This window comes from Pseudomonas sp. P2S-1, assembly GCF_057197725.1.
The window spans coordinates 3,356,654-3,381,083 of the sequence record NZ_CM170068.1 but is presented as its reverse complement, the minus strand read 5'-3'; the positions used below and the strand labels follow the sequence as shown (position 1 = coordinate 3,381,083).

Genomic DNA, 24,430 nt, shown 5'->3' with positions numbered 1-24,430 from the left:
CCCATGTCTGCTACTTCCACCGCGCCGGATGCCCGCGCGCAGTTTCTCGCCCTGCTCGCCGACGCCCTGCAACAGCAATCCCTGGTCAAGCTGGTGCTGGCCCGTCACGTTGGCGCCGAAGCCGACCTGCAGCGCATCACCGCCAAGCCGCTGACCGTCAAGGGCACGCCGAGCCTGCAATTCGTCTACCGCTACAAGACCCGCGACATCACCCGCAACCTGGCGCTGGACGAAGCGTTGGTGCAGATCGGCGAATGGCTGCCAGGGTCGTTCCGCAACGCTCACCTGCTCAGCCTGGCGGACGAAGTGCAGTTGGAGTTCAGCAAGAAGGGCAAGCCCATGCTCCACCGCAACGCCGCGCAGCAGGTGCGCCAGGTCGCAGCGGGCGAGCATGACCGCGAGAAGAAACGCTACCTGGAACTGAGCCGCCCGTTCCTCCACGACCTGGGTGTCACCGACAAGCAGCAGGCGCTGATCCCGGCGATGTCGCGCAAGTGGAAGCAGATCAACAAGTTCATCGAAGTGTTTTCCCATGCCTTCAACAGCGTGGCGTTGCCGGCCGAACAGCCGGTGCGGGTGGCGGATTTCGGTTCGGGCAAGGGTTACCTGACCTTCGCCATCCACGACTACCTGAGCAACACCTTGCAGCGTCCGGCGCAGGTCACCGGTGTGGAACTGCGCGCCGACATGGTCGAGCTGTGCAACAAGGCCGCCAGTCACCTGGAGCATCCGGGGCTGGTGTTCGAACAGGGTGATGTGCGCAGCGTGGTGCCGGCCAGTATCGACGTGATGATCGCCCTGCATGCCTGCGATATCGCCACCGACTACGCGATTCATACCGGCATCCGTTGTGGTGCCGCGATCATCATGTGCTCGCCGTGCTGCCACAAGCAGATCCGCCCGCAACTGAGCAGCCCGGGGTTGCTCAAGCCGATGCTGCAATATGGATTGCACCTGGGGCAGCAGGCCGAAATGCTCACCGACAGCCTGCGGGCCTTGTACCTGGAAGCGTGTGGGTACGAGACCAAGGTGTTCGAGTTCATTTCGTTGGAGCACACCAACAAGAACAAGATGATACTGGCGACCAAGCGCAAGGAGGCGGGGGATCCGGCGGTGTTGTTGGGGAAGATTGCCGAGTTGAAGGCGTTCTATGGGGTGTCGGAGCACTGCCTGGAGACGTTGTTGCGGGCGGATGGATTGATCTGAGGGTGTGGCTGCTGGCCTCATCGCTGCATGGGTATCTACACAACCTGGGCTGAAGGCTGACGCAATTCTGGTAGGAGCGTGGCTTGCCCGCGAAGGGCCGCGCAGCGGCCCCAAAACCTGCCACGCCGAGCATCTGGAATACAGAAGTCGAGCAGGCGCCGAATCCAGAAAATCGCTCCCCAACTGCTCGTGCTGGATGGTTTTGGGGCCGCTGCGCGGCCCTTCGCGGGCAAGCCACGCTCCTACAGATTCTGCGTTGACCCGCCTCCGAGCCTGAGCGAGAGATGTGTAGATACCCATGCTCATCGCTGGCAAGCCAGCGATGAGGCCCGGATGAACAACCCATCCATAAACTGTTGCATATCAGCTGGAAACTTCACCGATTTCCGACTTTCTTGTAGGCAATTTCCCAAGCATACTCCCCGACCCCTTTTGGTGGTTGCGTCATGTGGAAACGCTGCCTAGTCTGCGTCGGTCGTTGCGGTTTTGACGACCGGTTTTGACAGACCGTTTCCAGACGCCAGTGCTTATGGCAGCTGTGCGTGTGGGCGTCTTCGGGCGCGCCGGGCACCTGGACCGGTCTGTCAACCATACGTACAGCTGCCACCCTCCGTTTGACAGCAGATCGTGGCAGCCCCGTTTATTTCCAGGGAGTTTAACCATGAAGAAACGCGTCCCCGATCCACCTCCCGTCCTCTGCGTCGGTCCCGGCCTCTCCCATGAAGAAGCCATCACCCGCGCGGTGGAACACCTCACCAAAGCCATCCTCAGCACCGCCTACCTCCCCGACCCGCCCGATGCGCGGCATCGGGAAATGCTCAGCAGCGCCGTGCTGGACATGCGGATTTCCAAGGCCTTGCTGGCGATTGCCCAATCGCCGTCGCCGGTGACCATACCGGTGTGAAAAAAGGCCGCAGAGGTTACCTCTGCGGCCATCCTGCTGCTAATCCCCCCGTTCTATCATCTCCATCGTTATCCCGCCGTACCCATAGTAGTGGTAGGTGTTAGGTTCGGGCGCCAGCCGTACCTCCGACACGCTGAATATGACGATCCGTATAAAGGGCAAGTCTTCGAAGCCCTTGTACGCCTCCGGCGGAATCAGGAAGTCATAACTTGCTCCAGGTTTTCCCGGAAGTACAAACAATTCGTTGTAGAGCGGTACAGTGCCCTCTTCGGTATGCCCCAGCACTGACCAGATGTGCCGAACGGTATGCCACTCCTGGATGTGTTCGATGGGCTCATAGTGAATAGGGACGCCGTTTGGATAGTCGTCGGGAAGAAAAAGATCGCCTTGCTGCTGGTCATTGCCGACAGTCATCCCACCGAAAACGATGCGTGTGGGAATTTTGATCGTGATGGGGTCGGCAATTTGAATCGTGCCGTCCGGCAGGACCATCTCATGCTCGATCAGCACGCTTTTGCCTTCGCTCTCCAGGATCCAACTGTCCTCGAGGCGCAGTCTGGTATTTCTTGTTTCCTCGCCAGTCAAACGGTGCGTGACCCGGTGCACCTGGTTGCCATCCTGGGGTGTCCAGCGCATTCCCAGCATGGTGCCGGCGGGCAGGCCCAAACTATCGACTTCGAGAAAATACCCGATTGAAGGATGCTCCGCCGTCTCGACCGGTATGACGATGCCCACCGGCGGAACATCCAGCATGTATAGACCAACAGCGACGTAGGCAACCCAGATCTTCGATTGGGTCGGGACCTTGCCGTCCACGCAAGAGGCGAGGCGTGGGCCGGGTTTCAGTAGTTCGTGATGCATATCAGGCTCCTCTGGCTCGGTTGTGAACGAGCCCCAAAGAAGGCTGGAGACACGGGCGCCGTACCCGTGCGAAGGAAAAGGGGATGCAAATCGGCCCCGTCGGTATCAGCACGATGGCGACGGCGGACGACTCTGCCAGGGAGCGGATGGAAAGACCCCGGCGAGTGCCGGGGTGTTCAGGAAGTGTAGAAGACTCGGTGGTGCTGGGTGTGGCTGATGGCCTCATCGCTGGCTAGCCCACAGGGTTCTGCGTCGTTCACAAAATCCCGGTCAGGCTTGCCCGCAGCTGTCAGAAGAACCGCGTCACACTCACCTTGGCATTGCGCCCGGTGCTGTACACGTTGTTGTCGCTGAGCATCGGCATGTAGTCGCGGTTGAACATGTTGTCCAGGGTGAAGTTGACCTCGGTTCCTTTCAGGTAAGGCTGCTGCGGCTTCCAGCTGGCGAACAGGCCCTGGACGTTGTAGGCGTCGTTGGCGCGGTGGTCCCAGGCGCTGTCGCCCAGGGCGCTGCCCAGGTCGCCGGGGCCGTATTTGTCGCTGGGCAGGCGATCGGTCTGGCGCACCCACAGGCCTTTCCAGCCCACCACCACATCCCAGTCGGGAATCTTCACGCCCAGCCGCGCCACCCATTTCGGCGCCGGCACGTCCCGGGCCCAGACATCCGGGCCCCAGGGGTTGTTGTAGGCACCTTCATGCTTGCCGCTCACCCAGGTGTAGGACAAGGTGCCGAACAGGTAGGTGGAGTCGTAGAAACTCTCCATCTCGAAGCCCTTGTAGGTCACCCCATCCAGGTTGCGATAGACGCCGATCAGGTAGTCGCCACACGCCTTGCTGATGCTGGCACCCGTCGGGTTCTGCGCCTGGCATTCGACACCGAGGTTCTTGAAGATTTCGTCCTTGATCGTGTTGTGGAACAGGGTGGTGCGTACCTGCAGGTTGTCGTCGCTGAACATCAGCCCGGAGAAGTCGGTGACGTTACCTACGCGCACGGCGGTGATGCGTTCGGGGTCGAGATTGCGGCTGGTGGCGCTGCGGGTGCTGGCGGCGCTTTGCACTTCGTATTGTTCGTCGATCACCGGCGCGCGCCAGGTCTTCGAGTAGTCGGCGAAGAACGCTGTGTCGTCGGTGGCACGCCAGAACAGCGACAGGCGCGGCGACCAGCCGGTGTAGGTCTTGTCGCCGTAGTCATGGCCGGCGGAGGCGACGTTGTAGAACGGTGCATCGTTTTCTTCGCCGCGGTTGCGCACATGGTCATAGCGCAGCGACGGGGTGATGGTCACCTGGCCGATCGTGATCGCGTCCTGCACGTAGGCACTGTTGGTGTCGACCTTGCCGTGGGGCATGAAGGCCGGCTGGAAGTGGCCGTAGTTGTAGGCGGCCGTGTTCTGCGCGGCGCCCGGCATCCACATGTCGACTTCCCGGGCGTGGCGGTGCAGCTCGAAGCCGGTGGTCAGCGAGTGCTGGAGCGCGCCGGTGTCGAATTGCGCAGTGTTGCGCACTTCGAAGTTGCGGTCCTTGTACTCGGTGTCCATCTTGCGCCCACCGGTAGCGAGCTGGAAGAACGCGTTGGGGCCGCGGTCGTCGGTCTGGTCGACGTCGGACTCGCTGTACTTCACTTCCAGGTTGACCAGCGGGTTGTCCACCGGCTGGAAGCGGTACTTGGCCGACCAGGTGGTGTCGATGGTTTCGCGGTGGGCGAGGAAGCGGCGGATGGCCTGGTCGTAGCCATACCGGTCGATGTTGGCCTGGGTCGGCGGCGTCGAGTAGTTGGTCGACGAATAGCGGGTCATGCGCTGGTTGTTCGAGCGCGAGTACGACAGCCCGAGGGATTGCTCGTCAGTGAGCTGGACGTTCAGCTTGAACAGCCCGCCTTCCAGGTCCTGGGCGCTGTCGGGCAGGCGCTTGGGGTTGATCGGATACTGGTTGCGCGGGTCGGGCTGCGAAGAGGCCAGCTTGAAGTCGTCGCCGTCACGCTTGGTCAGGTAGACCAGGGCGTCGATGCGGCGGTCCTCGGTGCGGCCATACAGCGCCGAACTGTAGACCTGCTGATGGTCGTTGCTGGAGTAGCCGTACTTGAGCATGGCGCCGCTGTCGCGGCCGTCCTGCAGCAGGTCCGGGGCATCCTTGGTGGTCATGTTGACGCTGCCGCCCAGGCCGCCGTTGCCGACGAAAGGCGAGTGCGGGCCTTTCTCCACCTCGATGCTCTTGATCAGCTCCGGCTCGACGAACATGGTGCCTTGCTGGTAGCGCTCGAAGCCGGTCTTGGTCGCGCCGTCGACGGTCAGCTGGATGTCCTCGGCGTCGCCCATGCCCCAGATGTTCACCTTCTGCCCGCCGGGCATCATGGAGCCGGCCATTTCCACGCCGGGCAGGGTGCCCAGCAGGGAGGGGACGTTGTTCGCCTGTTCACGGTCGATGTCGCGCTGGCTCAGGGTCGAGCGGCCGACGGTGGCCGGGGTGACCTGCTGGCCGTCGCCGACGATGCTCATGGCGCCGAGCTGGATGCTGGTGTTGGCGTTGCCGGGCGGCGTGCTCTCGTTTTCCTTGGCGCGGACCACGTAGGTGTTGCCCACCTTGACCAGGGTGAAGCGGCTGCTGGCGAGCAGGCGGGTGATGGCTTCCTCGGCGCTGAACTGGCCGTTGAGGGCTGGCGCGGAAACGTTGCGCAGCAGGCTCTCGTCGAACAGCAACTGCACCTGGGCCTGTTGCGCCACCTGGCTCAGCGAGGTGGCCAGCGACTGCGCCGGCAATTGCAGCTGCACCGGCGCGGCCTGGGCCTGCAGGCTCAGGGCCAGGCACAAGGCTAGCAGCGATGGGCGGGCTGACAACGGCTTGAAAGCTCGAAACATGAATTCCCCCGGAACGGCCAAAGGCCAAAAAAAGACGGTGTTGACGGCGCAGTCGGGGAGGAAGACGCGGCGCGGAGGAAAACCCTCACCTGCGAATGAAAATATTTCTTACCAAGTTCTAAAGGCTGGATGCAGAACCCTGTGGGAGCTGGCTTGCCAGCGATTGAGGCCGGCAAGGGCAATGATGTTGCCAGGTCTGGCCTCATCGCTGGCAAGCCAGCTCCCACAGGGTTTTGTGGTGTTCCAGCTAGATTACTTGCGCTCGATGCGCATCCGCCCGTCCGCCAGCGCCACGGTCTTCACCGGCAACAGTGCCGGCAGCGCATTGAGCAGCGCATCCGGATCATGCACATCGAGGTTGCCCGAGACCTTGTACCCGGCCAGCGCCGGATCAGCCAGCAACACCGCTGCCGGCCGGTACAGCGACAGCTCGTCCACCAGGCTGGCCAGTTCGCGGTTGCGGAACGACACATGTCCGCCACGCCAGTCCGCCACCTCGCCATCGCTCACGGTCTGCCGGCTCAGGTCGCCACGGGCAAGGTTGTACACCGCCCGTTCCCGCGCCCCAAGCAGCAGCGGCTCGCGCCGCTCCCCCGGCGTTTCGAAGGCGACCAGGCCATGGGATACGCTCAGCACCAGTTCGCGCTGACCGCGGCGCAGGTCGAAGGCGGTGCCCACCACCCGCACCCGCGCAGTCCCGGCATCGACGAACAGTGGCCGTTCCTTGTCCGGGGCGACGTCGAGATACACCTGGCCCTGTTCCAGGTGCACCAGGCGGCGCTCGGCAGTGAAATCGATGCTCAGCCGGGTATTGGCGTTGAGCTGCAGACGGCTGCCATCGGGCAGGGTGACGCTGGTGGGCTGGCCATCCTGGCTGGCCAACTGGCGCTGGATCGGCGCCGCAGTGGTGCCGAGGTTGCCGGCGAGCAGGGCGCACACCAAGGCCGCCGCCGTCGCCAGGGCCGGCCGCCAGTAGGCGGTCTTGCGCGGGCGCAGTTCGACCGGCTTGTTCAATTCCTTGAGCGCGGCCAGGTCGTCCCAGAGTTGTTCGAACTGCTGGTAGGCATGGGCGTGGCCGGGTTGCTCAAGCCACTGCGCGAAGGCCTTGCGCGAGGCCCGCGAGCGGTCGTTGCGGTTGCGTGTGAACCAGCTCGCCGCCTGGGCGTCGACCGCACGGCTGTCCTTGTCAGGTAGGGTCATTCCGGTTGCTCCGCAACGTTGTCACTGTCCAGGCGCTGTTTGCAGTACAGGAGCGCAGCGGCGACGTGCTTTTCCACCATGCTGACGGAAATCCCCATGCGTTCACTGATCTGCGCCTGACTCAAACCTTCGAAGCGGTGCAGCATAAGGGCTTCGCGGCGGCGCGGCGAGAGTTCGGCGAGAACAATCTTCAGTTGCTCCAGGCGTTGCAGGCGTTGCGCCCCGGCCAGCGGGTCGGAATCGGGGGCGTCGCTGGCGCGTTCGTCTTCCTTGGCATCGACCTGTTCATCGACCACCTCATGCCGGACTTTCTGCCGCCGCCAGTGATCGCGCAGCAGGTTGCGTGCCATCTGGAACAGGAACGCCCGCGGCTGCTCGACCCGCGCCTTGTCGCGGTAGCCCAGCCACTGGGTGAAGACATCCTGGGTCATGTCCGCGGCATCGCTGGCGTTGTCCGTGCGCTTGCGCAGGAAATGCAGGATGTCGGTGTAGAAGCCGTGACAGGTGTCCTGCGCGAAGCGGTCGGGTTTGGGGCGCTGCATGCGAACTTTCCAGGAGAAGCCGGGAGAGAAAGGTCGCGAATGTTATCGAGAATTATTTTTATTTGCTATAGGCGGTAAGCGGCGCTTTGCTATCAGCGGCGTCGGCGGGTGATCGCTGCCGGGGCCGGGACATTGAGTTCCGCCTGGCCCAGAGGGTGGCTGGTGGCATCGAAGAAATGCAGCACGATCCCCGGTGTTTCTTCGAAGATCCGCGTGAAATGCTGCTTCTGGCTGACGATGGCGGCGTCGCTCAACGGCAGGATGGCGATGGCCAGGTGAGGCGGGCGGGCCTGCTGGATGGCGTGCAGCAGATGCTGGTCGGCGCGGTCCAGATGATGGCCGAACAGGCACAGACCGTCGCTGTGGCTGGCCAGGGCGGCGTAGCTCCAGGTCAGGTAGTCGGAGCTGCGGATAGCCTTCAGCTTGTGTTCGCTGGTGCACTCGTTGACGAACAGCGGCACATCCCCGGGCGTGTTGATCGCGAAGCCGTCGAGCAACTGGCTGCCGCTGGCGGCGCGCAGGCGGGTGCCGCCGTCGTCGGTGCGCAGCAGGTGCAGGCCGCCGTGCAGGTAGTGCAGGCGGGTGCCGTCGCCACGCGGGCGGCTGACATCGAAGTGGCCCTCTTCATCGAACAGTGACTCGAAGCCTTGCGGGTCATGACTCACTGCCCAATGGCAGAGCAGGTCGTAGTTGCCACTGAACACGTTGCGGTAGTTGCGCAACTCGGCATTGAGCGCCGCCAGGACCGGGTCAGGCAGCAGCTTGCGCGGGATATGCACGCTGCGGATGGCGTGGATCAGCGCTTCCTTGATCGCATAGTAGCGGTTCAGCGGTGCCGACGAGCTGATCGCCAGCGCGGCATTGACCCGCACCGTGGTGTTGAGGGCGCTGAGCACCGGCTCGAACAGCTCGCTGCCCAATGACTTGAACAGTGCCTGGTCGCTCACCCCCAGCGGCTTGTTGCGTACCCGCTGGGCAATCTCGAACAGCGAGAAGTAGCTGAACGGCCGCCAGATCGCCCGGCTGGCGCCATTGCCCAGCAGCAGGCCGCTGCACGGATGGCGCGCGGCAAGGTCGGGCCAGGAGGCGAGGGAGGCGTCTAGGTCGGCGGTCATGGCGTGTCTCGTAGGAATCTGTTGCAAATCGGCAGGGCGCGACTGTAGCACGACACGGGTTGTCATCCGGGACGGCGACTATGCTTCGGGCCGGTTTTTACAAGGAGACACCCTATGCGATTGAAGGACATCTGCCTGGGCCTGGCCCTGTTCGGTGTGGCGAGCCAGGCACAGGCCAGCGACAGTTCGGCGCTGGCCAAAGCCCAGGGCATCCCGTACCGGGCGGTGATCGCCCACCGTGGCGCTTCCCATGACGCGCCGGAGTCCACCGTCCCGGCCTATCAACTGGCCCGGGATCTGGGTGCCGACTACCTGGAACTGGACCTGCAACGCAGCAGTGACGGCGTGCTGGTGGTGGTGCATGACGACGATCTGAGCCGCACCAGTGACGTGGCCGAGCGCTTTCCCGAGCGCAAGGCCAGCCCGGTCAGTGCTTTCACCCTGGCCGAGCTGAAATCGCTGGATGCTGGCAGTTGGTTCAACCGCGCTTATCCGGAGCGCGCGCGACCGGCCTTCGCCGGCTTGAAGATCCTGACCCTGGACGAAGTGATGGATATCGCCGAAGGCAACCCGGCGCACCAGCCGGGGCTGTATATCGAGACCAAGGTGCCGAACCAGTTCCCCGGGATCGAACAGGACCTGCAAAAGGCCCTGGACAAGCGAGGCTGGCTCGACAAGCCGGGGCGCGTGGTGTTGCAGACCTTCGACCGTGGCAGCCTCGCGCTGCTGCACAAGGCCATGCCGCAGACGCCGAAGGTGTTGCTGCTATGGCTGGGCAAGGACCATGTCGAAGCGGCGCCGGGCCAGGCCTTCGCCGAGTCCGGCCTGAAGGACAGGGCCGCCTGGTATGCCCGTCAACAGCCGAAGGACCGCGCCGAGTTCGAGCGCTGGCTGGATATCGCCAGGAGCACGGGCGCCGTCGGCACCGGTCCGTCCACCGCACTGGCCGCAGGCGGCGAGCAAAGCTATGCCGATCTGGCGCAACCGTGGATGAACCGCATGGCCCACGACAAGGGTTTGCTGGTGCATGTCTACACCGTCGATGACCCGGTGGATTTCAAGCGGGTCAGTGAGGCGGGCGTGGATGGCATCTTCACCAACCGGCCGGGTGCGCTACTGAAATACTACGCTCGACCGGCGGCGCAGGATGAAGCGGTTCTGCTCAAGGCCGGCGGCTGGTAACCATCCCTGGAGGCGGCGTAGACTGCGGCCTCCATCCATTTCGGACGCCGCGTCATGACCTTCTCGCTGCTGCTCGCCGTGCTCGCTTCCGGCTTTATCTATGGCATCACCCCCGGGCCTGGCGTGCTGGCCGTGCTGGGCATCGGCGCGACCCGTGGGCGCCGGGCCGGGGCCGGGTTTCTCTGCGGTCACCTGCTGGGTGATGTGCTGTGGTGCAGCACTGCGCTGGTGGCGATCATCGGCGCGCGGCAGATCGGCAGCTCGGTGTTCGACATTCTTGGCGTGATCAGCGGCCTGTACCTGGGTTGGCTGGGCTGGCGGGCGTTGCGCAGCCAGCCCGGCAATAGCGCGGAGCAGGGTGCGGTGCGCCAGCCGTTCTGGCATGGCGTGGTATTCGGGCTGACCAATCCCAAGGCTTATCCGGTGGCGGTGGCGACCTTTACCGCGCTGCTCTCGAGTCGGGCGCAAGCGCTGGACTGGTCGATGCTGCCGGCGTTGATTGCCCTGAGTTTCCTGGGTGGGCTGCTGGCGTACCTGATCCTGATCGTGCTGGTGGGGGCGCGGCAGGTGCGCACCTTGTATATGCGCTATGAGCTGTGGATTACCCGGGCGTGTGGGGTGATGTTCATCGGGTTTGCGGTGAATGCGCTGATGCATGCGGTACCGGGGCTGATTCCCCGGCGCGGCTGAGGGCCTCATCGCTGGCAAGCCAGCTCCCACAGGGATCGCGTGCACCGCTGGACCTGTGGGAGCTGGCTTGCCAGCGATAGGGCCCTCAAGAGCTAAGGAAGATTCGGAACGGGCGCCGCTTTCCCGGCGTCCGCCTCCTCCCTCCTGACCCGATTGCGCCACAACCGATAAGCCCGAATCCCCGCCCTGACCGACCCATACAGCAGATGATTCTCCATCTCCCGCGCCAGCCCCGAGCGCACCAGCATCCGTAGAAACGCCCCGCGTGCCCGGGCGATCCCCAGCTCGATCCCCTGGGCCTTCAAGGTATCGCGCACTTCCCGCAACGCTGCGATGCCGCTGACATCGATACTGCTCACCGCCTCGGCATCGAACAGCACCGCCTTGGCATTGGCTTCCCGCTGCACCGCCTCCAGCAGGCGCATCTTGAAGTAGTCGGCATTGAAGAACAGGATCGCGTCGTCGAAGCGGTACACCACCAGCCCCGGCACGGTGCGGGCGTCCTTGTGCCGGCTGATGTCCACCTGCCCCTCGACCCCCGGCGCCCAGCCGAGCACCGCGTCGGTGGGCTGGTAGATGCTGTAGAGCAGGCGCAGGATCGCCAGGGTCACGGCGATGATGATCCCCGGCAGCACGCCGACACCCAGCACGCCGATGGTGGTCAGCACGCACAGGCACAGTTCGAAGCGGCTCAGCGCCCAGATCTTGCGCAGCGACTGCACGTCGATCAGCCCCCAGCCGGCCATCAATAGCACCGCACCCAGCGCCGCCTGGGGAATCCAGGCCATGGGCGCGGTGAAGAACATCAGGATCAGGGCGATCACCAGGGCGGCGACGATGCCCACCAGCTGGCTCTTGCCGCCGACCATGTCGTTGACCGCGGTGCGCGAGTCGGCGCCGCTGATGGCGAAGCCCTGGGACACCCCGGCCGCCAGGTTGGACACGCCCAGCGCCACGAACTCATGGTTGGCGTTGATCGCATAACCGTGCCGCGCGGCAAAGCTGCGGGCGGTGAGCATGGCGCTGCAGAAGCTCACGGTGGCGATACCCAGGGCGTCGCGCAGCAGGCTCTTCATTTCTTCCAGCGAGGTCTGCGGCCAGGCCAGTTCCGGCATGCCGCCGGGTACGTGGCCGAGCACCGCGACGCCGTGGTTGTCGAGGCCGAAGACCCCGGCGATCAGGGTGAACACCGCCACCGTCACCAGCGCCGCCGGCAGTTTCGGATAGCGTCGCGGCAGCCAGATCAGCAGGGCCAGGGCGGCCAGGCCGATCGTCAGGGTCAGCCAGCGGATCTCGTCGAGACGGTCGAAGAAGTTGATCATCGCGAGGATGAAGCCGCTGCCCTCGATCTTGAACCCGACCACCTTGCCCAGTTGCCCGGCCAGCAGGCTCAGGCCGATGCCGTTGAGGTAGCCGATGAGGATCGGCCGCGAGAAGAAGCTGGCGATAAAGCCGGCCCGGGCCACCCCGGCGGCGATCAGCATCAGGCCGACCAGTACCGCGACCACCACCGACAATTGCAGCAGACGGTCGGGGTCGCCCATGGCCAGGGGCGCGATGGCCCCGGCGACCATGGCGCAGGTGGCGGCGTCGGGGCCGACCATCAACTGGCGCGAACTGCCCACCAGCGCATAGACGATCATCGGCAGGATGCACGCGTACAGGCCGACCTGCGGCGGCAGGCCGGCGATCTGCGCGTAGGCGATGGCGATGGGAATCTGGATGGCGGCTACCGACAGGCCGGCCTGCACGTCGGCGCGGAACCACTCGCGCCGGTAATGCAGGAGGTTGGCCAGGCCCGGAAGCCAGCGGGAAAGAAACATGTTCAGGTCCTTTTGATGTATCTGACAGACGCTAGCGCAAAAGCCCGGCACGCGGCGCTTCATGAAGAAGGTCGGGAGGATTTGGGCATTTGGCCAGCATCGTAACCGCTGGGGAGGGGGAGGCCAACCAAAGGAGGGTGTTCTTGAGGGCCCTATCGCTGGCAAGCCAGCTCCCACAGTGTCCGCGGCGATCACAAATCTGTGGTCAACACAAAACCCTGTGGGAGCTGGCTTGCCAGCGATGAGGCCCGAAAGATCAATACATCACTCAGCCCACTCAGGATCCCCGGTAAACACCACGGTCAACCAGCGATCCGGCCCTTCACCGCCAATGGCATCGCCAATCTCGTCCCGCCACGCATCCCACTCGGCGATATTCCGCGCCGCCATGGTCCGCGGCACGATGAAGTACAACTCGATCTCCCGCGATCTCCCGACCTTGGCCACATAAGCCCGGTACGACAACATGGCGTGCTTCTCGACGAACGCCTGCGCCACCTCGTCCACATGCTGCTTCAGGTCCCCCGGGGTCACCAGGAACATGTCCGCCAGGGCCTGGCGGATCACCGACAGCGGGAGCGGAATGATCACCAGGCACACCAGCCCCAGCACCGCCGGGTCGATATACGGCGAGATCCATTCCCACTCCGTATCCTGCACCGCGATCCCGACGCAGAAGGCAATCAACAGCGCCGCCGTGATGCTCGCCGACATCACCCAGCCCTTGACGTCCATACGCACGAAGTCCGAGTTGATCCGCCGGTTGGCCCGGGCCTCGAGGATGGCGATGGTCAGGCAGGCGATCACCGTCAGCACCGCATAGATCAGCGCCAGCCCGAACTCCAGGTCGCGCCCGCCTTCGAGCAGGCTGAGCACGGCGTTGATCAGCGCATAGATCGCCACCCCGGTGAGCAGGATGCCGTTCAGCGCCAGCACCATCGGCTCCAGGTGCCAGAACCCCATGGTGAAACGCTCGCGCAGCTTGCGCGACAGGTGGGCGCTGCGGGTGTGGGCGGTGATCAGCCGCACCACCACCAGCGACAGCCCGCTCATGCTGGCGTCGACCATCGAGTAGACGCCGTCGAAGACGATCGAGAACGACCCCGAAGCCAGGCCGAAACCGATACCGATCGCGGCAATGAACAGGGTGACGGCAATGGACGTACGCAGTACGCCTTGCTCATCGTTCAGATCGAAAAAACGTGTTGCCACCACGGGCCTCCTAAAAAACACGGCCGGGCCGTCAGACCCGGAATTGCTCCATCAGCGCCTGCTGCTGGTTGGCCAGGCGATTCAACGCCTGGCTGATACGCGCCGACTCATCAGCCTGTCCGGACAGCGACTCGGTGACATCGCGAATCCCGGCGACATTGCGATTGACCTCCTCGGCCACGGCGCTCTGTTCCTCGGCGGCCGAGGCGATCTGCAGGTTCATGTCGCTGATCACCGTCACCGCCTCGCCGACCCGTTGCAGCGCCGGCACCGCCTGCTCCATGCGCGTCACGCTGTCCCGGGCCTGACGCTGGCCGTCGTGCATGGCCTCGACCACGCCCTGGGTGCCGCCCTGCAAAGCTTCGATCACCTGGCGGATTTCTTCCACCGACACCTGGGTACGTTGCGCCAGATTGCGCACTTCGTCGGCCACCACGGCAAAACCGCGCCCGGCCTCGCCGGCCCGGGCTGCCTCGATGGCGGCGTTGAGGGCCAGCAGGTTGGTCTGTTCGGCAATGGCGCGGATCACTTCCAGCACCGAGCCAATCTGGTCGCTGCGCCCGGCCAGGGCCTGGACCCGTTCCATGGCCAGGTCCATATCGGCAGCGAGCTGGTCGATGGCCTGGCGGGTATGGCCGATCAGCTCCAGGCCTTCGCGGCTGGCCTGGTCCGCACCGCGTGCAGCGTGGGCGGCCTGCGCGGCATTGTTGGCGACATCATGGGCGGTGGCGCTCATCTCGTTGGCAGCGGTGGCCACCTGTTCGATCTCGCGCTGCTGTTGCTGCATGCCGCCGCTGGTCTGGCTGGCGATGGCGGCGGACTGGTCGGCGGTGCCGCGGGCTTCCTGCAGCGAGCCTTTGACCTGGACGATCACCGGTTGCAGCTTGTCGAGGAAGCGGTTGAACCAGCCGCTCAACTGGCCCAGTTCGTCATCGCGGGCATAGTCGAGGCGCTGGGTCAGGTCGCCGTCACCGCTGGCAATCTCGCGCAGGCGCTCGGCTACCACCAGGATCGGCCGGGTCACGCCACGGGCGGTCAGCCAGATCAGCACCAGCCCGGCGAGAGCGGTGACCAGCGCGATCAGCAGGTTGGTAAGGTTGGCGCTCTGGTTGCTGGCATCCAGGCGCTGGTTGAGTGCGATGGCCGGGGCCTGCAGGACGCTTTGCGGCACTTCCAGCAAGACCTGCCACGGTGTGGCGTCCGGGATCGGCGAGAAGGGCCGGGCGATACGCATCAGGCCGTCTTCCACGGCCTTTGGCGCCTGCTTGCTCAACTGCGTGGCATCGGCGCTGTGCCCGGCCAGCAGGCCGGCGGGGCTGACGATACTGACCTGACCCTGGCCCTCGTAGACTTCCTTGCGCCCCTCGAGGGCCAGCTGTTGCAGGTTGTCCAGGCCGATATCCAGGCCGACCACGCCGACTACCTTGCCCTGGTCCAGCAGCGGCAGGGCGATGCTGGTCATCAATACCTGCTTGCCGTTGACCTCGTCGAAATACGGGTCGAGCACGCAGGCTTTGGCCGTCTCCAGCGGGCAGGTCAGCCAGCGGTTATAGGGCGAGCCGTTGGCGCCGATGCTGGCGTCGGCTAGCATGGACTCGGGCATGGCTTCCGATTCCAGTTCGCCGGCGGCATTGCGCGACCAGTACAGGGAAAAGCGCCCGCTGTCGTTGCTGCCTTGCTCGGCCTGGCCGACGAAGGCAGCGTCCTGGCGGTCAAGCTCGTCGGGCTGGAACACCAGGTACAGGCCGATCAGGTCGCGGTTGCCCGCCAGCGCCGCCCGGGCCTGGCTGACCAGGGTGCTGCGCAGGTCGCCAGCGCCGCGTTCGCGCAGGACTTGGGCCAAGCGGGCAAAGCCATTGCCGTACTGGTAGGCATCCATGAAATAGCGCTGGATGCGCAGGGCCTGGGTCTCGCCATGGGCCTGCAGACGCAGGCGGGCGTTGTGCTCGAGCAGTTCGGTATTGGCCTGGAACACTTCGGCCGCACTGCGTCGTGACTGGGTCAGCGAAGTGACCGCCAGGACGATAACGATGGCCAGCAGGCACAGGCCGGCGAGCAGGATGATCTTCCACTGGATGGACAGGCGGCGCGGGAGCATGAGGTTTTTCCTTCTCGGTCATGAAGCACGCCCGCGATCCTCGCGGGCGTGTTCGACAGGCGGTCTCACTCGGCGATGTAGGTCGGTGGCGCGACCCGGAACGACTTGGTCAGCCGCGCCAGGTAGATCACCCCGGCCAGGGCCCAGACACCGCCGAACAGCAGCGAGTGCTCGTTCAGGTCGAGCCAGAGCAGGGCGATGATGCAGAAGCCGATGGTCGGCAGGATCAGGTGCTTAAGCTTGTTGCCCAGGCCCTGCTTCATGCCCTGGCGAAGGTAGCAATGGTTGATGACCGACAGGTTGACGAAGCTGAACGCCACCAGCGCGCCGAAGTTGATGATCGAGGTGGCGGTGACCAGGTCGAAGAAGATCGCCGACAGCGAGATGAAGCCGACCACGATGATGTTCAGCACCGGAGTCTTGTAGCGCGGGTGCAGGCGGGCGAACAGGCCGTGGGGGATGACCTTGTCGCGGCCCATCACGTAGAGCAGGCGCGAGACGCTGGTCTGCGAGGCCAGGCCCGAGGCGATGGTGTTGATCACCGTGCAGGCGATGAAGATCGACTGGAACAGCTTGCCGCCGACGTACAGGGCGATTTCCGGCAGGGCCGCTTCGTGGTCCTGGAAGCGCTCCATGGTCGGGAAATAGGCCTGGATGAAGAACGAGATCAGGATGAACACCGCGCCGCCGATCAGGGCGGTGAGGAAGATCGCCCGCGGGATGACTTTCTCCGGCTGGTGGGTTTCTTCCGAGAGGGTGGTGACCGCGTCGAAGCCGAGGAACGAGAAACAGAGGATGGTCGCCCCGGCCATCAGCGCGCTGAGCTGGGTCTTGTCATCGCTGAACGGGATCAGCGTCCACGGCGTGCCCTGGCCTTCGCCCTGGTCGAGGCCGCGCAGGCACAGGTAGACGAACACCGCCATGATCACCAGCTGCACGCCGACGAACAGGACGTTGAAGTTGGCCACCAGGTTGATGCTGCGGATATTGATCAGGGTGATCAGGGTGACGAACGCGGTGACCCAGATCCAGCCCGGGACCTCGGGGAACATCGCGCCCAGGTAGAGCTTGGCCAGCAGCGCGTTGACCATCGGCAGCAGCAGGTAATCCAGCAGCGACGACCAGCCCACCAGGAAGCCGACATGCGGGTTGATAGCCTTCTGCGTGTATGTGTACGCCGAGCCGGACTGGGGGAAGTGCCGCACCAGCACGCCATAGCTCACGGCGGTGAAGAGGATGCCCAGCAGGGCCAGGATGTAGGCGCTGGGCACGTGCCCGGAGGTGAGGCCGGAGACGATGCCGAAGGTGTCGAACACGGTCATCGGCGTGAGATAGGCCAGGCCGATGATCACCACCTGCCACAGGCGCAGGGACTTGCGAAGTTGCAGGTTGCCGTGGGTGCTGTGCTCAGGCTGCATGCGCGCGTTGCTCCTGGGACGGGGCCACGGAAGGGTTTTGTGGCGGGCACGACAGGGTCGAACGGGTGGGCTCCATGTTGTTCACCTTTTATGTTGGAGCTGGAATGGGCGCGGGCGAGGCGCCGGTGTCACTGGCAAGGACCGGACCGGGAAAACGAGCGTGCAGGTACGACGCGCGCGGGCGTCAGGGGAGCGGCGCTGATTGTTCTTGGTGGTATCGGACGCAGGGCAAGGTGGGAAAAATAAGAAACGATTGGGGTGGGGTGCGTCAAGTAAATCGTTACATTATTTTTCTTTCATGGAGATTTATCGACTTTTTAGGCGTTTTCAGAGAGTTTTACGACGGTTTTTGTCAGTGGTTCGATTTAGCTGTTCGTAAAAGTTGACGTTTTATAGGAGGATTTTAATCACTGGAAGCTCTGCTCGTTTGTCGCAGGAGGTTGGGTGGTGTCGACACTCACGGTGAGCCGTGTTATTTCGAGACGGGGAGCTTTCCATTCTCGATAAAAAAGTCGAAAGCGGCATCACCGCAGCGTGCAGCCGCTCGCACGGCTACGAACGTCAATGGTTTGTCCTTGAGCATTCTTTTACGCTTCGCAGCTACTTTGCGATTCATCACCTATTTCTCCTGCGTGTTCGACAAAAACTGTTCCTCCAGCGCCTCATCATTGGCAGGTTCGAGCTCAAGCTGGTTCAGATCGAGAAACATGATTGGTTCCGATCTGTCCCGATTTTCTTCTGTATCCAGCAGCGTAAACCCCGCTTTGTTGTAGAACCCCACTGAACGCGCCTTGGAGTCAGTGACAAGGAAACGGCACCCTGCACTCGGCCCAATATGGTCAGCCGCCAAGGCGATCGCGAAATCCACCAGCGTTTGGCCGATACGGTGTCCTGCGTAATCTGCATGACTTGCCAGGCGAGCGATCTTGAGCGCGGGCATCGATGGATAACGATTGGCATGCTCGCAATCCACGAGTGAATAACTGTCGCCTAGATAGATCTCGCTGCAGGTCAGGCTGATGTAGCCAATCACGCGCGAACGAGCGCCTTCCTCTACTGGAGGCAGGGTCGCTACGTAGGTAACCGCAACATTGGCGTTTTGATAGCTGAGAGCGTTTTGTTGAAGAAACGACTTCAGAGGTCGGAGATCCAGTTCGGCACCGAGGGAAAAACGACTCGTTTGGTGCTTCAGGTCCAGTTTTTCGATGAGATAGTCAACGCCAGGCTGCATGAAATCGAGCTGTTTCAGCGGCTTGGAGTTGTTTGATTCGCCAGGAACTGGCCAAGGAGGGCGCGGCCGCGGGCATACGATGCTTTGGCACGGGGGTTGGGGGCATCTTCGCGAACGTGTTTCACAAAGCGCTGCGCATCGCTGTCGCTGAGTTCAACCCGGCTGAAAGTATCGCTTTTGATAGCCATATGACTTCCTGTGTGTAGCGCTGCTTAACGGCGGTGAGGCAAGGATTCAGTAGGTGATCGCGCGTTTCTGAACGATCAACGCGAAAGAGTTTGTGGGCATGAGCACACGCTGTCAACGGCACGAACACCGAGCAATTCGGGTCAGCAGCATCGAGAGAGGGGAGTAAAGAGGGTAAACCAGAGGAGAGGTGGGCCTGACGAAACGGCCCCCAAAACGGCCCCCAACTGGTTGCGGTCATGCTCACGCACCGCTGGAAGCCTTGAAAATACTGGAGCGGGTGAAGGGAATCGAACCCTCGTTATCAGCTTGGGAAGCTGGAGTAATGCCATTATACGACACCCGCGCAGGGCCACTTTGTACCAGAATCGTGAAACGATTTGAAGCTTTTATCTTTGCAACGTGGTGCGACCTGTAGCGCCGGGGCGGGAATCTTCCTTCTGCCTGGGGCCGATGATTCCGTTGGCCGGGCTACAGGCGCCCGTTTTCTTCAGACTGCCAGTGCATGCTGGCCCTGCACGTACTGGTAACGCGCACGCGGTTCACGCTGCGTCGGTTTCAGGAAGTCCATCAGCACGTCGCGGGTGTCGCGGCAGGCCGATTTGTTTTCCATGTCGAGGAAGTGCCCGGCGCTGCGGATCTCGCGGAACTGCGAGTTGCGCACGTGCCGGCTGAACTGCCGCGCATCGGCGATGGTGGTGTATTCGTCCCACTCGCCATTGACGAACAGCACCGGGATGTCGATGGCCCTGGCCCCGTTGAGCGCCTTCTCCAGGTCGTGGTCGAGCACCTGGTGGATGTGGAAGTGCATCTGCGCGTATTCGTGGGTGTCGAGGCTGCTGACATGCCGGTAATTGAAGCGCTTGAACAGCGGCGGCAGGTACTTGCCGATGGTGTCGTTGACCAGGTTGCCGACCTGGTAGCGATCGCACTCGCTGAGGTACTTCGAGCCGCGCTCCAGGTAGTCGCGCATCGGTTCGTTGATCACCGGCGAGAACGAGCTGACCACCGCCCGCTCGATGCGCCGCGGCTTGTGGGCCAGGGCCATGAGGGTGCAGGCACCGCCCCAGGAGAACGACATGACCTGGTCGGCGGCGAAATGGTCGATCAGTTCGAGGAGGATTTGCCCCTCGGTTTCCTTGGTCAGCATCCGCTCGTGGTGGTTGTGCGGCTTCGACTTGCCGGCATACGGCTGGTCGTAGAGCACCACGTTGAACTGTGGATGCAGGTTGCGCACCGCCTGGGCGAACGATGCGGTGGTAGCCAGCGAGCCATTGATCAGGATGATCGTCTTCTCGGCTTCTTGCGAACGGTAGAACTCCGTGTAAACCCGGTACTGCCCCTGTATATCCAGCACAGCTATTTCTGGCCTCATGTCATCGACTCCTGGCGCAAAAAAGGGTATCCGTCCAAGCAAGCTTGCACGTTCTATGTGACAGGTAGGCATACGCCTTGAAGTGAATCGAGGGGCCCATGTCGATCCGTTGCAGGCTGGTCGACGGGTGTTGTTCTTAGGCGGGCGATTCCACTGGACGCCCGCGCATCGAGGTGCGGGTCGCCAGCGAAAAGGTGTCTTGGACTACGGACGTGACTGGTGAGTCACATGAAGACCGACGATTCGATTCAAGCAGCCGTTCGCCGATGCCGCAAGTGCCGTTCGGGCAATTAGCGGATTTTTTTCAGGCCAACCGTTTGCGCGCTCAGATGGGCAGGATCTCGTCCGGGCGCAAGGCCCGGTACTGCCCTGGCGACAGCTCTGGATCGAGGGTCAGCGGCCCCATGCGCTCGCGATGCAGGCGCACGACCTTGTTGTCGTAGTGGCCGAACATGCGCTTCACCTGGTGATAACGGCCCTCGATGATGCTCAGCCTGGCACTGTGGCTGCCGAGCGGAATCAGCTCAGCCGGCTGGGTGGTGAGGTCTTCGAAGGCGAAGTAGAAACCTTCGCGAAAACGCGCGACGTATTCCTCGAGGATCGGCTGCTCGGTCTCCACGTAGTAGACCTTGGGCAGCTTGGTCCGGGGCTGGGTCAGGCGTCGCGACCACTGGCCGTCGTTGGTCAGGATCAGCAGCCCGGTGGTATTGAAATCCAGGCGCCCGGCGATATGCAGGTCGTCCTTGTCCGGCTCGTCGAGCAGGTCGATAACCGTGCGGTGCTCGGGATCGCGGGTGGCGCTGACGCAGCCGGCGGGCTTGTGCAGCATGAAGTAGCGCGCCGGACGACCTTCCTGCAGCACCTGGTCGTCCACTTCGACGCGGCTGAAGATGCGCACCTCGTGCTGCGCATCGCTGACCGCCACGCCATCCACCCGCACACGCCGCTCCACCAGCAGCAAGCGCACTTGCTGGCGATTGAAACACGGCAGGTTGGACAGGAAGCGGTCGAGGCGCATGGCGGAAAAAGAGGCGGAAAAGGGGCGCGCAGTCTACCGCTTCGGCACAGCGTCGGCAGCTTTCAGTTGCGCATCGACCTGCGCACAGGACGGGCACAGGCAGGCAGCATTGCGCAGTTCGGCGGGCAGCGCTGCGAGCACGGCCGGGTCGATGCTCACGCTGTAGCACCAGCAGGCGCGACCGGCGGTGCGCGGGTCGGCGAGGGTGCACTGGTTGCTGGCGCCACAGGCGGGGCAGCGGCTGGTGTCAGGCATGGTCGGAGCTCGGGGGTTCGCTGCAGACGCGGTTGCGCCCGTTCTGCTTGGCGCGGTACAGCGCCTGGTCGGCACGGGCGATCAGGCTGCGCAGGGTATCGCTGGCGCTCAGCCCGGTCACGCCGATGCTGGCGGTCAGCGACAGGCGGGTGTCGTCGCAGGTGAATTCGCTCAGTTCGGTGCGCTGGCGGATCTTTTCCGCGACCCAATGGCCCTGGCTCGCCTCGGTGTCCTTCAGTAGCACGACGAACTCTTCCCCACCCCAGCGGCAAAGGATATCGGCCTGGCGCAGGCTGCTTTCGAGCAGGCGGGCGAACTGGCGCAGCACCTCGTCCCCGGCCAGATGGCCGTAGGTGTCGTTGAGCTCCTTGAAGTGATCGAGGTCAATCAGCAACGCGGTCAGCGGCAGGGCGCCGCGCTCGGCATCGAGCAGCGCCTGGGCGGCGAGCAGGTCGAAGGCGCGGCGGTTGTGCAGGTGGGTCAGGCTGTCGAGGGTCGCCAGTTCCTGGATGCCGTCCTGGTGGCGGCGGATCATGCCGTTGATCATCGCCAGCACCACCGCCGAGATGATCGCGCAGATCGCCAGGTTCAGGTACAGCGACTGCTTGACCCCGTCGAGGCTGTCGCCGGCCGGTTTCTCGACGAACAGGTACCAGTTCAGTTCGGGTATGAAACGCACATTGAGGAAGTGCTCCTGGTCATCCCGCTGGTACTCGCGGCTGCCGGTGCTTGGCGTGGGCATATGGGCCAGCAACCGGGCCAGCGCCGGGATGCTCTCCAGCGTGGTGCCGGCGCGGGCGCCGTCGGGGCCGCCGGACGAACCGGTGAGGACGATCTGCCCGCGCGGATCGACGAAATACACCGAGCGCTTGTAGCGCAACTGGTAGGCATCGATCAGCTTGACTGCCGCATCCACCGTCAGGCCGACCCCGGCCGCACCCATGAAGCGCTGCTGCTCGTCGAGCACCTTGTAGTTGATGAACACGGTCATGCGGTCCTTGTTGGCCATGTCCATGTCGACGTTGATTTCGTAGGGCGCCTGCATCTGCTTGACCCGGGCATACCAGCGGTCGCGCTCGGTGCTCGGGTCGATCTTCTTGAGGATGCCCTTGGCCTGGTAATAGATGCCGCTGGCTTCTGACACATAGAAGGCGGTGTAGGCGCGCTGCTGGCGCTCCACTTCGCTGAGGTAGCGGGTCATCTGCGCCGGGTCCTGCTCGCCGGCCAGGGTCCAGTCGCGCAGGAAGGTGTTCTGCGCCAGCATCGACGAGACCACGATGGGGCGGATCAGGTCTTTCTGGATTTCCGAATAGACGGTGTCGGAGGTCAGCGGCAGTTCGGTATTGATGATGCCGTCACGGATCGCGCTGCGCGAGGCGTAGTAGCTCACCAGCGAAGTCGCGAGGAAACCGCAGCCAAGCAACAGCAGCAATGTCAGCAGCAAGGACCGTTGCGAAAACAGGGCGGAACGAAGGGGCATGACAATCCCGGGGGCGGCAAACCAATGCTCCCTATTCTAGAGGCCGCGGGGAAAAATAACTTTACGATTTTCGGGGTTAAAGGATGGCAACAAAGTATTTCGAAAATCGCACTGCACGTCTTTTTCGTTGTCAGATTCTGTGTCGATGAACGCTTGCCGATCGACGCCGACCAGCGCCGCTGGGAGTGGCAGTTTCGCGGTCCAGGAGGCCGCCATGTATCGCCGACTTGCTTTGCTTGCCGTAATGGGTCTGATGCTTGCCGCCTGCGCGCCTTATGGGGGCGGTGGCTACTATCGAACCGATGTCTATTCCGTTGATCGTTACTCGTATCCCGCCTATCCCTATGGCTACAACCGTGGCTACTACGTTGCGCCGCAGCCACGCTATTACACGCCGGCGCCGCGCTATTACCGTCCGGCGCCGGTGCCTTACTACCGTCCTGCGCCGCCACCGCGTGGCGGTTGGGATGCACGCGGACCGGGACGTCCCGACAACCACGGCTGGAACCGTGGCTGGGAACGCGACCATGACCGCGGTGACAACCGCGGCCATCGCGACAACCGCGGCGACTGGCGTGACCGCCAGAACCACCAGGGTGACCAGGACGACCGCGGTCGCGGCCGTTATCACTGAGTGAATCGGACACCCCCTACGCCAGATCGGCGAGGGGGTGTCTTCCTTCCCATACCTTGCTGAAATGCGCCTCCACCACTGCCGCAGGCACTTGCGCGATATCCGGCCAGTGCCAGCGTGGCGCGTTGTCCTTGTCCAGCAATCGCGCGCGTACGCCCTCGCTGAATTCCGGGTGACGGCAGCAGTTCAGGCTCATCGCATATTCCATCTGCAGCACCTGGCCCAGGGACAGGTAGCGTGCGCGCTGCAGTTGCTGCCAGACCAGATGGGCGGTCAACGGACAGCCCTTGAGCAAGGTTCCCGCCGCCTTGGCCAGGACCACATCGGCCTGATGTTCGAGCTGCCCGATGGCCCGCCAGGCACAGGCCGGATCACTGACATCCAGCACCCGGTCGATCTGTTCCCGGCGCGGTAGCCACTGCGCCGCCGGCACGTGTTCGCGAGCCTCCTGCTCCAGGGCCTTGAGCAGACTGTTCAACTGCAGGGTGGTCTGTTCCTGCCAGTTGAGTTGCAGCAGGCCGTCGATCAACTGGTCCTGCTGGTCTTCTTTCATGAAGCGGTCGGCAAGCCCCAGGTCGAGGGCATCGCGGGCATTGATCGGCGCACCGGTCAGGCCGAGGAACAGGCCCAGCCGTCCGGGCAGGCGCGAGAGAAACCAGCTCGCCCCGACATCCGGGTACAAGCCGATGCTGATCTCCGGCATCGCCAGCCGGCTCGATGGCGTGACGATTCGCACCCCGGCACCCTGCAACAGGCCCATGCCGCCACCCAGCACATGGCCGTGGCCCCAGCACAGCAGTGGCTTGGAATAATGGTGCAACAGATAATCCAGGCGGTATTCGGCAGCGAAGAAGGTCGCCGCCAGCGGTGGAACTTCGCCGGGGTGGGCGCGGCAGGCTTCGACCAGTTGGCGGACCTCTCCGCCGGCGCAAAAGGCCTTGCTGCCGTTGCCGCGCAGCAACACGCAGACGATCGCCGGGTCCTGCGCCCAGGCCCGCAGGTGCGTGCCCAGTTGCTCGATCATCGGCAGCGACAGGGCATTCAGGCTTGCCGGCGCATCCAGGGTGGCGATGGCCAGCCGGGCGCCATCGACACCGGTCAGAACTTCGAACTGCACAGCCATGGAAGACCTCGCTCGGGTGGAGCTGA

23 protein-coding genes and 1 tRNA gene are annotated in these 24,430 nt (G+C 63.6%); 6 read left to right on the top strand and 18 right to left on the bottom strand.

Translation table 11 applies throughout. The annotated features are described in order from the left end of the window. Positions 1-3: 3 nt before the first annotated feature. Together AC2CQI_RS14885 and AC2CQI_RS14880 are read left to right on the top strand one after the other, a co-directional pair. Complete coding sequence (locus AC2CQI_RS14885; protein WP_484577161.1) at positions 4-1,206, top strand: class I SAM-dependent methyltransferase; 1,203 nt, start codon at positions 4-6, stop codon at positions 1,204-1,206. Between the two features lie 661 nt (positions 1,207-1,867). Next, positions 1,868-2,110, top strand: coding sequence for a hypothetical protein (locus tag AC2CQI_RS14880; RefSeq protein WP_484577160.1), 243 nt, complete (start codon positions 1,868-1,870; stop codon positions 2,108-2,110). 39 nt (positions 2,111-2,149) lie between these two features. On the opposite strand, the gene AC2CQI_RS14875 is transcribed toward AC2CQI_RS14880, so the two are convergent. The 5 genes from AC2CQI_RS14875 to AC2CQI_RS14855 all read right to left on the bottom strand — a co-directional run bounded on the left by AC2CQI_RS14875 (position 2,150) and on the right by AC2CQI_RS14855 (position 8,679). Beyond that, on the bottom strand, positions 2,150-2,971 hold the full coding sequence (locus AC2CQI_RS14875) for a hypothetical protein (RefSeq protein ID WP_484577159.1): 822 nt from the start codon (positions 2,969-2,971) through the stop codon (positions 2,150-2,152). A 289-nt stretch (positions 2,972-3,260) separates the two neighbouring features. Next, on the bottom strand, positions 3,261-5,822 hold the full coding sequence (locus AC2CQI_RS14870) for a TonB-dependent receptor (RefSeq protein ID WP_484577158.1): 2,562 nt from the start codon (positions 5,820-5,822) through the stop codon (positions 3,261-3,263). Between the two features lie 252 nt (positions 5,823-6,074). Beyond that, positions 6,075-7,022 carry a FecR family protein gene (locus tag AC2CQI_RS14865; RefSeq protein ID WP_484577157.1) on the bottom strand — a complete coding sequence of 316 codons (948 nt, stop codon included), beginning with the start codon at positions 7,020-7,022 and terminating at the stop codon, positions 6,075-6,077. Beyond that, the gene (locus tag AC2CQI_RS14860) at positions 7,019-7,564 is read right to left on the bottom strand and encodes an RNA polymerase sigma factor (RefSeq protein WP_075801395.1); all 546 of its coding nucleotides are present in this window, start codon (positions 7,562-7,564) and stop codon (positions 7,019-7,021) included. The genes AC2CQI_RS14865 and AC2CQI_RS14860 overlap by 4 nt, the downstream gene beginning before the upstream one ends. A 92-nt stretch (positions 7,565-7,656) precedes the next feature. Beyond that, positions 7,657-8,679 carry a DUF4917 family protein gene (locus AC2CQI_RS14855; protein ID WP_484577156.1) on the bottom strand — a complete coding sequence of 341 codons (1,023 nt, stop codon included), beginning with the start codon at positions 8,677-8,679 and terminating at the stop codon, positions 7,657-7,659. A 114-nt stretch (positions 8,680-8,793) separates the two neighbouring features. On the opposite strand from AC2CQI_RS14855, the gene AC2CQI_RS14850 reads away from it, so the two are divergent. Further along, positions 8,794-9,861, top strand: coding sequence for a glycerophosphodiester phosphodiesterase (locus AC2CQI_RS14850; protein ID WP_484577155.1), 1,068 nt, complete (start codon positions 8,794-8,796; stop codon positions 9,859-9,861). A gap of 54 nt (positions 9,862-9,915) precedes the next feature. After that, positions 9,916-10,551, top strand: a complete 636-nt coding sequence (locus AC2CQI_RS14845; protein ID WP_484577154.1) for a LysE family translocator — start codon at positions 9,916-9,918, stop codon at positions 10,549-10,551. A gap of 92 nt (positions 10,552-10,643) precedes the next feature. Here AC2CQI_RS14845 and AC2CQI_RS14840 read toward each other — a convergent pair whose 3' ends face one another. The 4 genes from AC2CQI_RS14840 to AC2CQI_RS14825 all read right to left on the bottom strand — a co-directional run bounded on the left by AC2CQI_RS14840 (position 10,644) and on the right by AC2CQI_RS14825 (position 17,102). Next, a complete protein-coding gene (locus AC2CQI_RS14840; RefSeq protein WP_484577153.1) occupies positions 10,644-12,374 on the bottom strand; it encodes a SulP family inorganic anion transporter in 1,731 nt (576 codons plus the stop codon). A gap of 264 nt (positions 12,375-12,638) precedes the next feature. After that, on the bottom strand, positions 12,639-13,586 hold the full coding sequence (locus tag AC2CQI_RS14835) for a cation diffusion facilitator family transporter (RefSeq protein ID WP_484577152.1): 948 nt from the start codon (positions 13,584-13,586) through the stop codon (positions 12,639-12,641). A 31-nt stretch (positions 13,587-13,617) separates the two neighbouring features. Beyond that, positions 13,618-15,684: a methyl-accepting chemotaxis protein gene (locus tag AC2CQI_RS14830; protein ID WP_484577151.1), complete on the bottom strand. Its 2,067-nt coding sequence runs from the start codon at positions 15,682-15,684 to the stop codon at positions 13,618-13,620. A gap of 65 nt (positions 15,685-15,749) precedes the next feature. Continuing rightward, positions 15,750-17,102 carry an APC family permease gene (locus AC2CQI_RS14825; protein WP_484577150.1) on the bottom strand — a complete coding sequence of 451 codons (1,353 nt, stop codon included), beginning with the start codon at positions 17,100-17,102 and terminating at the stop codon, positions 15,750-15,752. Positions 17,103-17,176: 74 nt separating this feature from the next. Here AC2CQI_RS14825 and AC2CQI_RS14820 point away from each other — a divergent pair, with 74 nt between their 5' ends. Then, complete coding sequence (locus tag AC2CQI_RS14820) at positions 17,177-17,488, top strand: hypothetical protein (RefSeq protein WP_484577149.1); 312 nt, start codon at positions 17,177-17,179, stop codon at positions 17,486-17,488. 86 nt (positions 17,489-17,574) lie between these two features. Here the strand turns inward: AC2CQI_RS14820 and AC2CQI_RS14815 are convergent, their stop codons facing one another. From AC2CQI_RS14815 to AC2CQI_RS14780, 8 genes are all read right to left on the bottom strand, one after another. Continuing rightward, positions 17,575-17,718, bottom strand: coding sequence for a hypothetical protein (locus AC2CQI_RS14815; RefSeq protein WP_484577148.1), 144 nt, complete (start codon positions 17,716-17,718; stop codon positions 17,575-17,577). A 3-nt stretch (positions 17,719-17,721) separates the two neighbouring features. Continuing rightward, the gene (locus AC2CQI_RS14810; RefSeq protein ID WP_484577147.1) at positions 17,722-18,333 is read right to left on the bottom strand and encodes a GNAT family N-acetyltransferase; all 612 of its coding nucleotides are present in this window, start codon (positions 18,331-18,333) and stop codon (positions 17,722-17,724) included. A gap of 14 nt (positions 18,334-18,347) precedes the next feature. Then, the gene (locus AC2CQI_RS14805) at positions 18,348-18,521 is read right to left on the bottom strand and encodes a hypothetical protein (protein ID WP_484577146.1); all 174 of its coding nucleotides are present in this window, start codon (positions 18,519-18,521) and stop codon (positions 18,348-18,350) included. 270 nt (positions 18,522-18,791) lie between these two features. Further along, a tRNA-Gly gene (locus AC2CQI_RS14800) sits at positions 18,792-18,865 on the bottom strand. Positions 18,866-19,009: 144 nt separating this feature from the next. Next, the gene (locus tag AC2CQI_RS14795) at positions 19,010-19,894 is read right to left on the bottom strand and encodes an alpha/beta fold hydrolase (RefSeq protein ID WP_484577145.1); all 885 of its coding nucleotides are present in this window, start codon (positions 19,892-19,894) and stop codon (positions 19,010-19,012) included. A 325-nt stretch (positions 19,895-20,219) separates the two neighbouring features. Beyond that, the gene (locus AC2CQI_RS14790) at positions 20,220-20,912 is read right to left on the bottom strand and encodes a pseudouridine synthase (RefSeq protein ID WP_484577144.1); all 693 of its coding nucleotides are present in this window, start codon (positions 20,910-20,912) and stop codon (positions 20,220-20,222) included. A 33-nt stretch (positions 20,913-20,945) separates the two neighbouring features. Next, the gene (locus tag AC2CQI_RS14785) at positions 20,946-21,167 is read right to left on the bottom strand and encodes a cysteine-rich CWC family protein (protein ID WP_075801385.1); all 222 of its coding nucleotides are present in this window, start codon (positions 21,165-21,167) and stop codon (positions 20,946-20,948) included. Beyond that, positions 21,160-22,647, bottom strand: coding sequence for a sensor domain-containing diguanylate cyclase (locus AC2CQI_RS14780; RefSeq protein ID WP_484577143.1), 1,488 nt, complete (start codon positions 22,645-22,647; stop codon positions 21,160-21,162). The genes AC2CQI_RS14785 and AC2CQI_RS14780 overlap by 8 nt, the downstream gene beginning before the upstream one ends. A gap of 214 nt (positions 22,648-22,861) precedes the next feature. On the opposite strand from AC2CQI_RS14780, the gene AC2CQI_RS14775 reads away from it, so the two are divergent. Continuing rightward, a complete protein-coding gene (locus AC2CQI_RS14775) occupies positions 22,862-23,281 on the top strand; it encodes a hypothetical protein (RefSeq protein WP_484577142.1) in 420 nt (139 codons plus the stop codon). Positions 23,282-23,297: 16 nt separating this feature from the next. Here the strand turns inward: AC2CQI_RS14775 and AC2CQI_RS14770 are convergent, their stop codons facing one another. Further along, complete coding sequence (locus AC2CQI_RS14770) at positions 23,298-24,404, bottom strand: enoyl-CoA hydratase/isomerase family protein (protein ID WP_484577141.1); 1,107 nt, start codon at positions 24,402-24,404, stop codon at positions 23,298-23,300. Positions 24,405-24,430 lie beyond the last annotated feature (26 nt).

Coding starts and splice junctions, on each gene's coding strand:
- AC2CQI_RS14805 (WP_484577146.1), bottom strand. CDS start 18,521: ATGGCTATCAAAAGCGATACTTTCAGCCGGGTTGAACTCAGCGACAGC.
- AC2CQI_RS14790 (WP_484577144.1), bottom strand. CDS start 20,912: ATGCGCCTCGACCGCTTCCTGTCCAACCTGCCGTGTTTCAATCGCCAG.
- AC2CQI_RS14875 (WP_484577159.1), bottom strand. CDS start 2,971: ATGCATCACGAACTACTGAAACCCGGCCCACGCCTCGCCTCTTGCGTG.
- AC2CQI_RS14810 (WP_484577147.1), bottom strand. CDS start 18,333: ATGCAGCCTGGCGTTGACTATCTCATCGAAAAACTGGACCTGAAGCAC.
- AC2CQI_RS14855 (WP_484577156.1), bottom strand. CDS start 8,679: ATGACCGCCGACCTAGACGCCTCCCTCGCCTCCTGGCCCGACCTTGCC.
- AC2CQI_RS14845 (WP_484577154.1), top strand. CDS start 9,916: ATGACCTTCTCGCTGCTGCTCGCCGTGCTCGCTTCCGGCTTTATCTAT.
- AC2CQI_RS14780 (WP_484577143.1), bottom strand. CDS start 22,647: ATGCCCCTTCGTTCCGCCCTGTTTTCGCAACGGTCCTTGCTGCTGACA.
- AC2CQI_RS14825 (WP_484577150.1), bottom strand. CDS start 17,102: ATGCAGCCTGAGCACAGCACCCACGGCAACCTGCAACTTCGCAAGTCC.
- AC2CQI_RS14770 (WP_484577141.1), bottom strand. CDS start 24,404: ATGGCTGTGCAGTTCGAAGTTCTGACCGGTGTCGATGGCGCCCGGCTG.
- AC2CQI_RS14880 (WP_484577160.1), top strand. CDS start 1,868: ATGAAGAAACGCGTCCCCGATCCACCTCCCGTCCTCTGCGTCGGTCCC.
- AC2CQI_RS14830 (WP_484577151.1), bottom strand. CDS start 15,684: ATGCTCCCGCGCCGCCTGTCCATCCAGTGGAAGATCATCCTGCTCGCC.
- AC2CQI_RS14865 (WP_484577157.1), bottom strand. CDS start 7,022: ATGACCCTACCTGACAAGGACAGCCGTGCGGTCGACGCCCAGGCGGCG.
- AC2CQI_RS14860 (WP_075801395.1), bottom strand. CDS start 7,564: ATGCAGCGCCCCAAACCCGACCGCTTCGCGCAGGACACCTGTCACGGC.
- AC2CQI_RS14775 (WP_484577142.1), top strand. CDS start 22,862: ATGTATCGCCGACTTGCTTTGCTTGCCGTAATGGGTCTGATGCTTGCC.
- AC2CQI_RS14885 (WP_484577161.1), top strand. CDS start 4: ATGTCTGCTACTTCCACCGCGCCGGATGCCCGCGCGCAGTTTCTCGCC.
- AC2CQI_RS14820 (WP_484577149.1), top strand. CDS start 17,177: ATGTTGTTCACCTTTTATGTTGGAGCTGGAATGGGCGCGGGCGAGGCG.
- AC2CQI_RS14850 (WP_484577155.1), top strand. CDS start 8,794: ATGCGATTGAAGGACATCTGCCTGGGCCTGGCCCTGTTCGGTGTGGCG.
- AC2CQI_RS14870 (WP_484577158.1), bottom strand. CDS start 5,822: ATGTTTCGAGCTTTCAAGCCGTTGTCAGCCCGCCCATCGCTGCTAGCC.
- AC2CQI_RS14795 (WP_484577145.1), bottom strand. CDS start 19,894: ATGAGGCCAGAAATAGCTGTGCTGGATATACAGGGGCAGTACCGGGTT.
- AC2CQI_RS14815 (WP_484577148.1), bottom strand. CDS start 17,718: ATGAATCGCAAAGTAGCTGCGAAGCGTAAAAGAATGCTCAAGGACAAA.
- AC2CQI_RS14840 (WP_484577153.1), bottom strand. CDS start 12,374: ATGTTTCTTTCCCGCTGGCTTCCGGGCCTGGCCAACCTCCTGCATTAC.
- AC2CQI_RS14785 (WP_075801385.1), bottom strand. CDS start 21,167: ATGCCTGACACCAGCCGCTGCCCCGCCTGTGGCGCCAGCAACCAGTGC.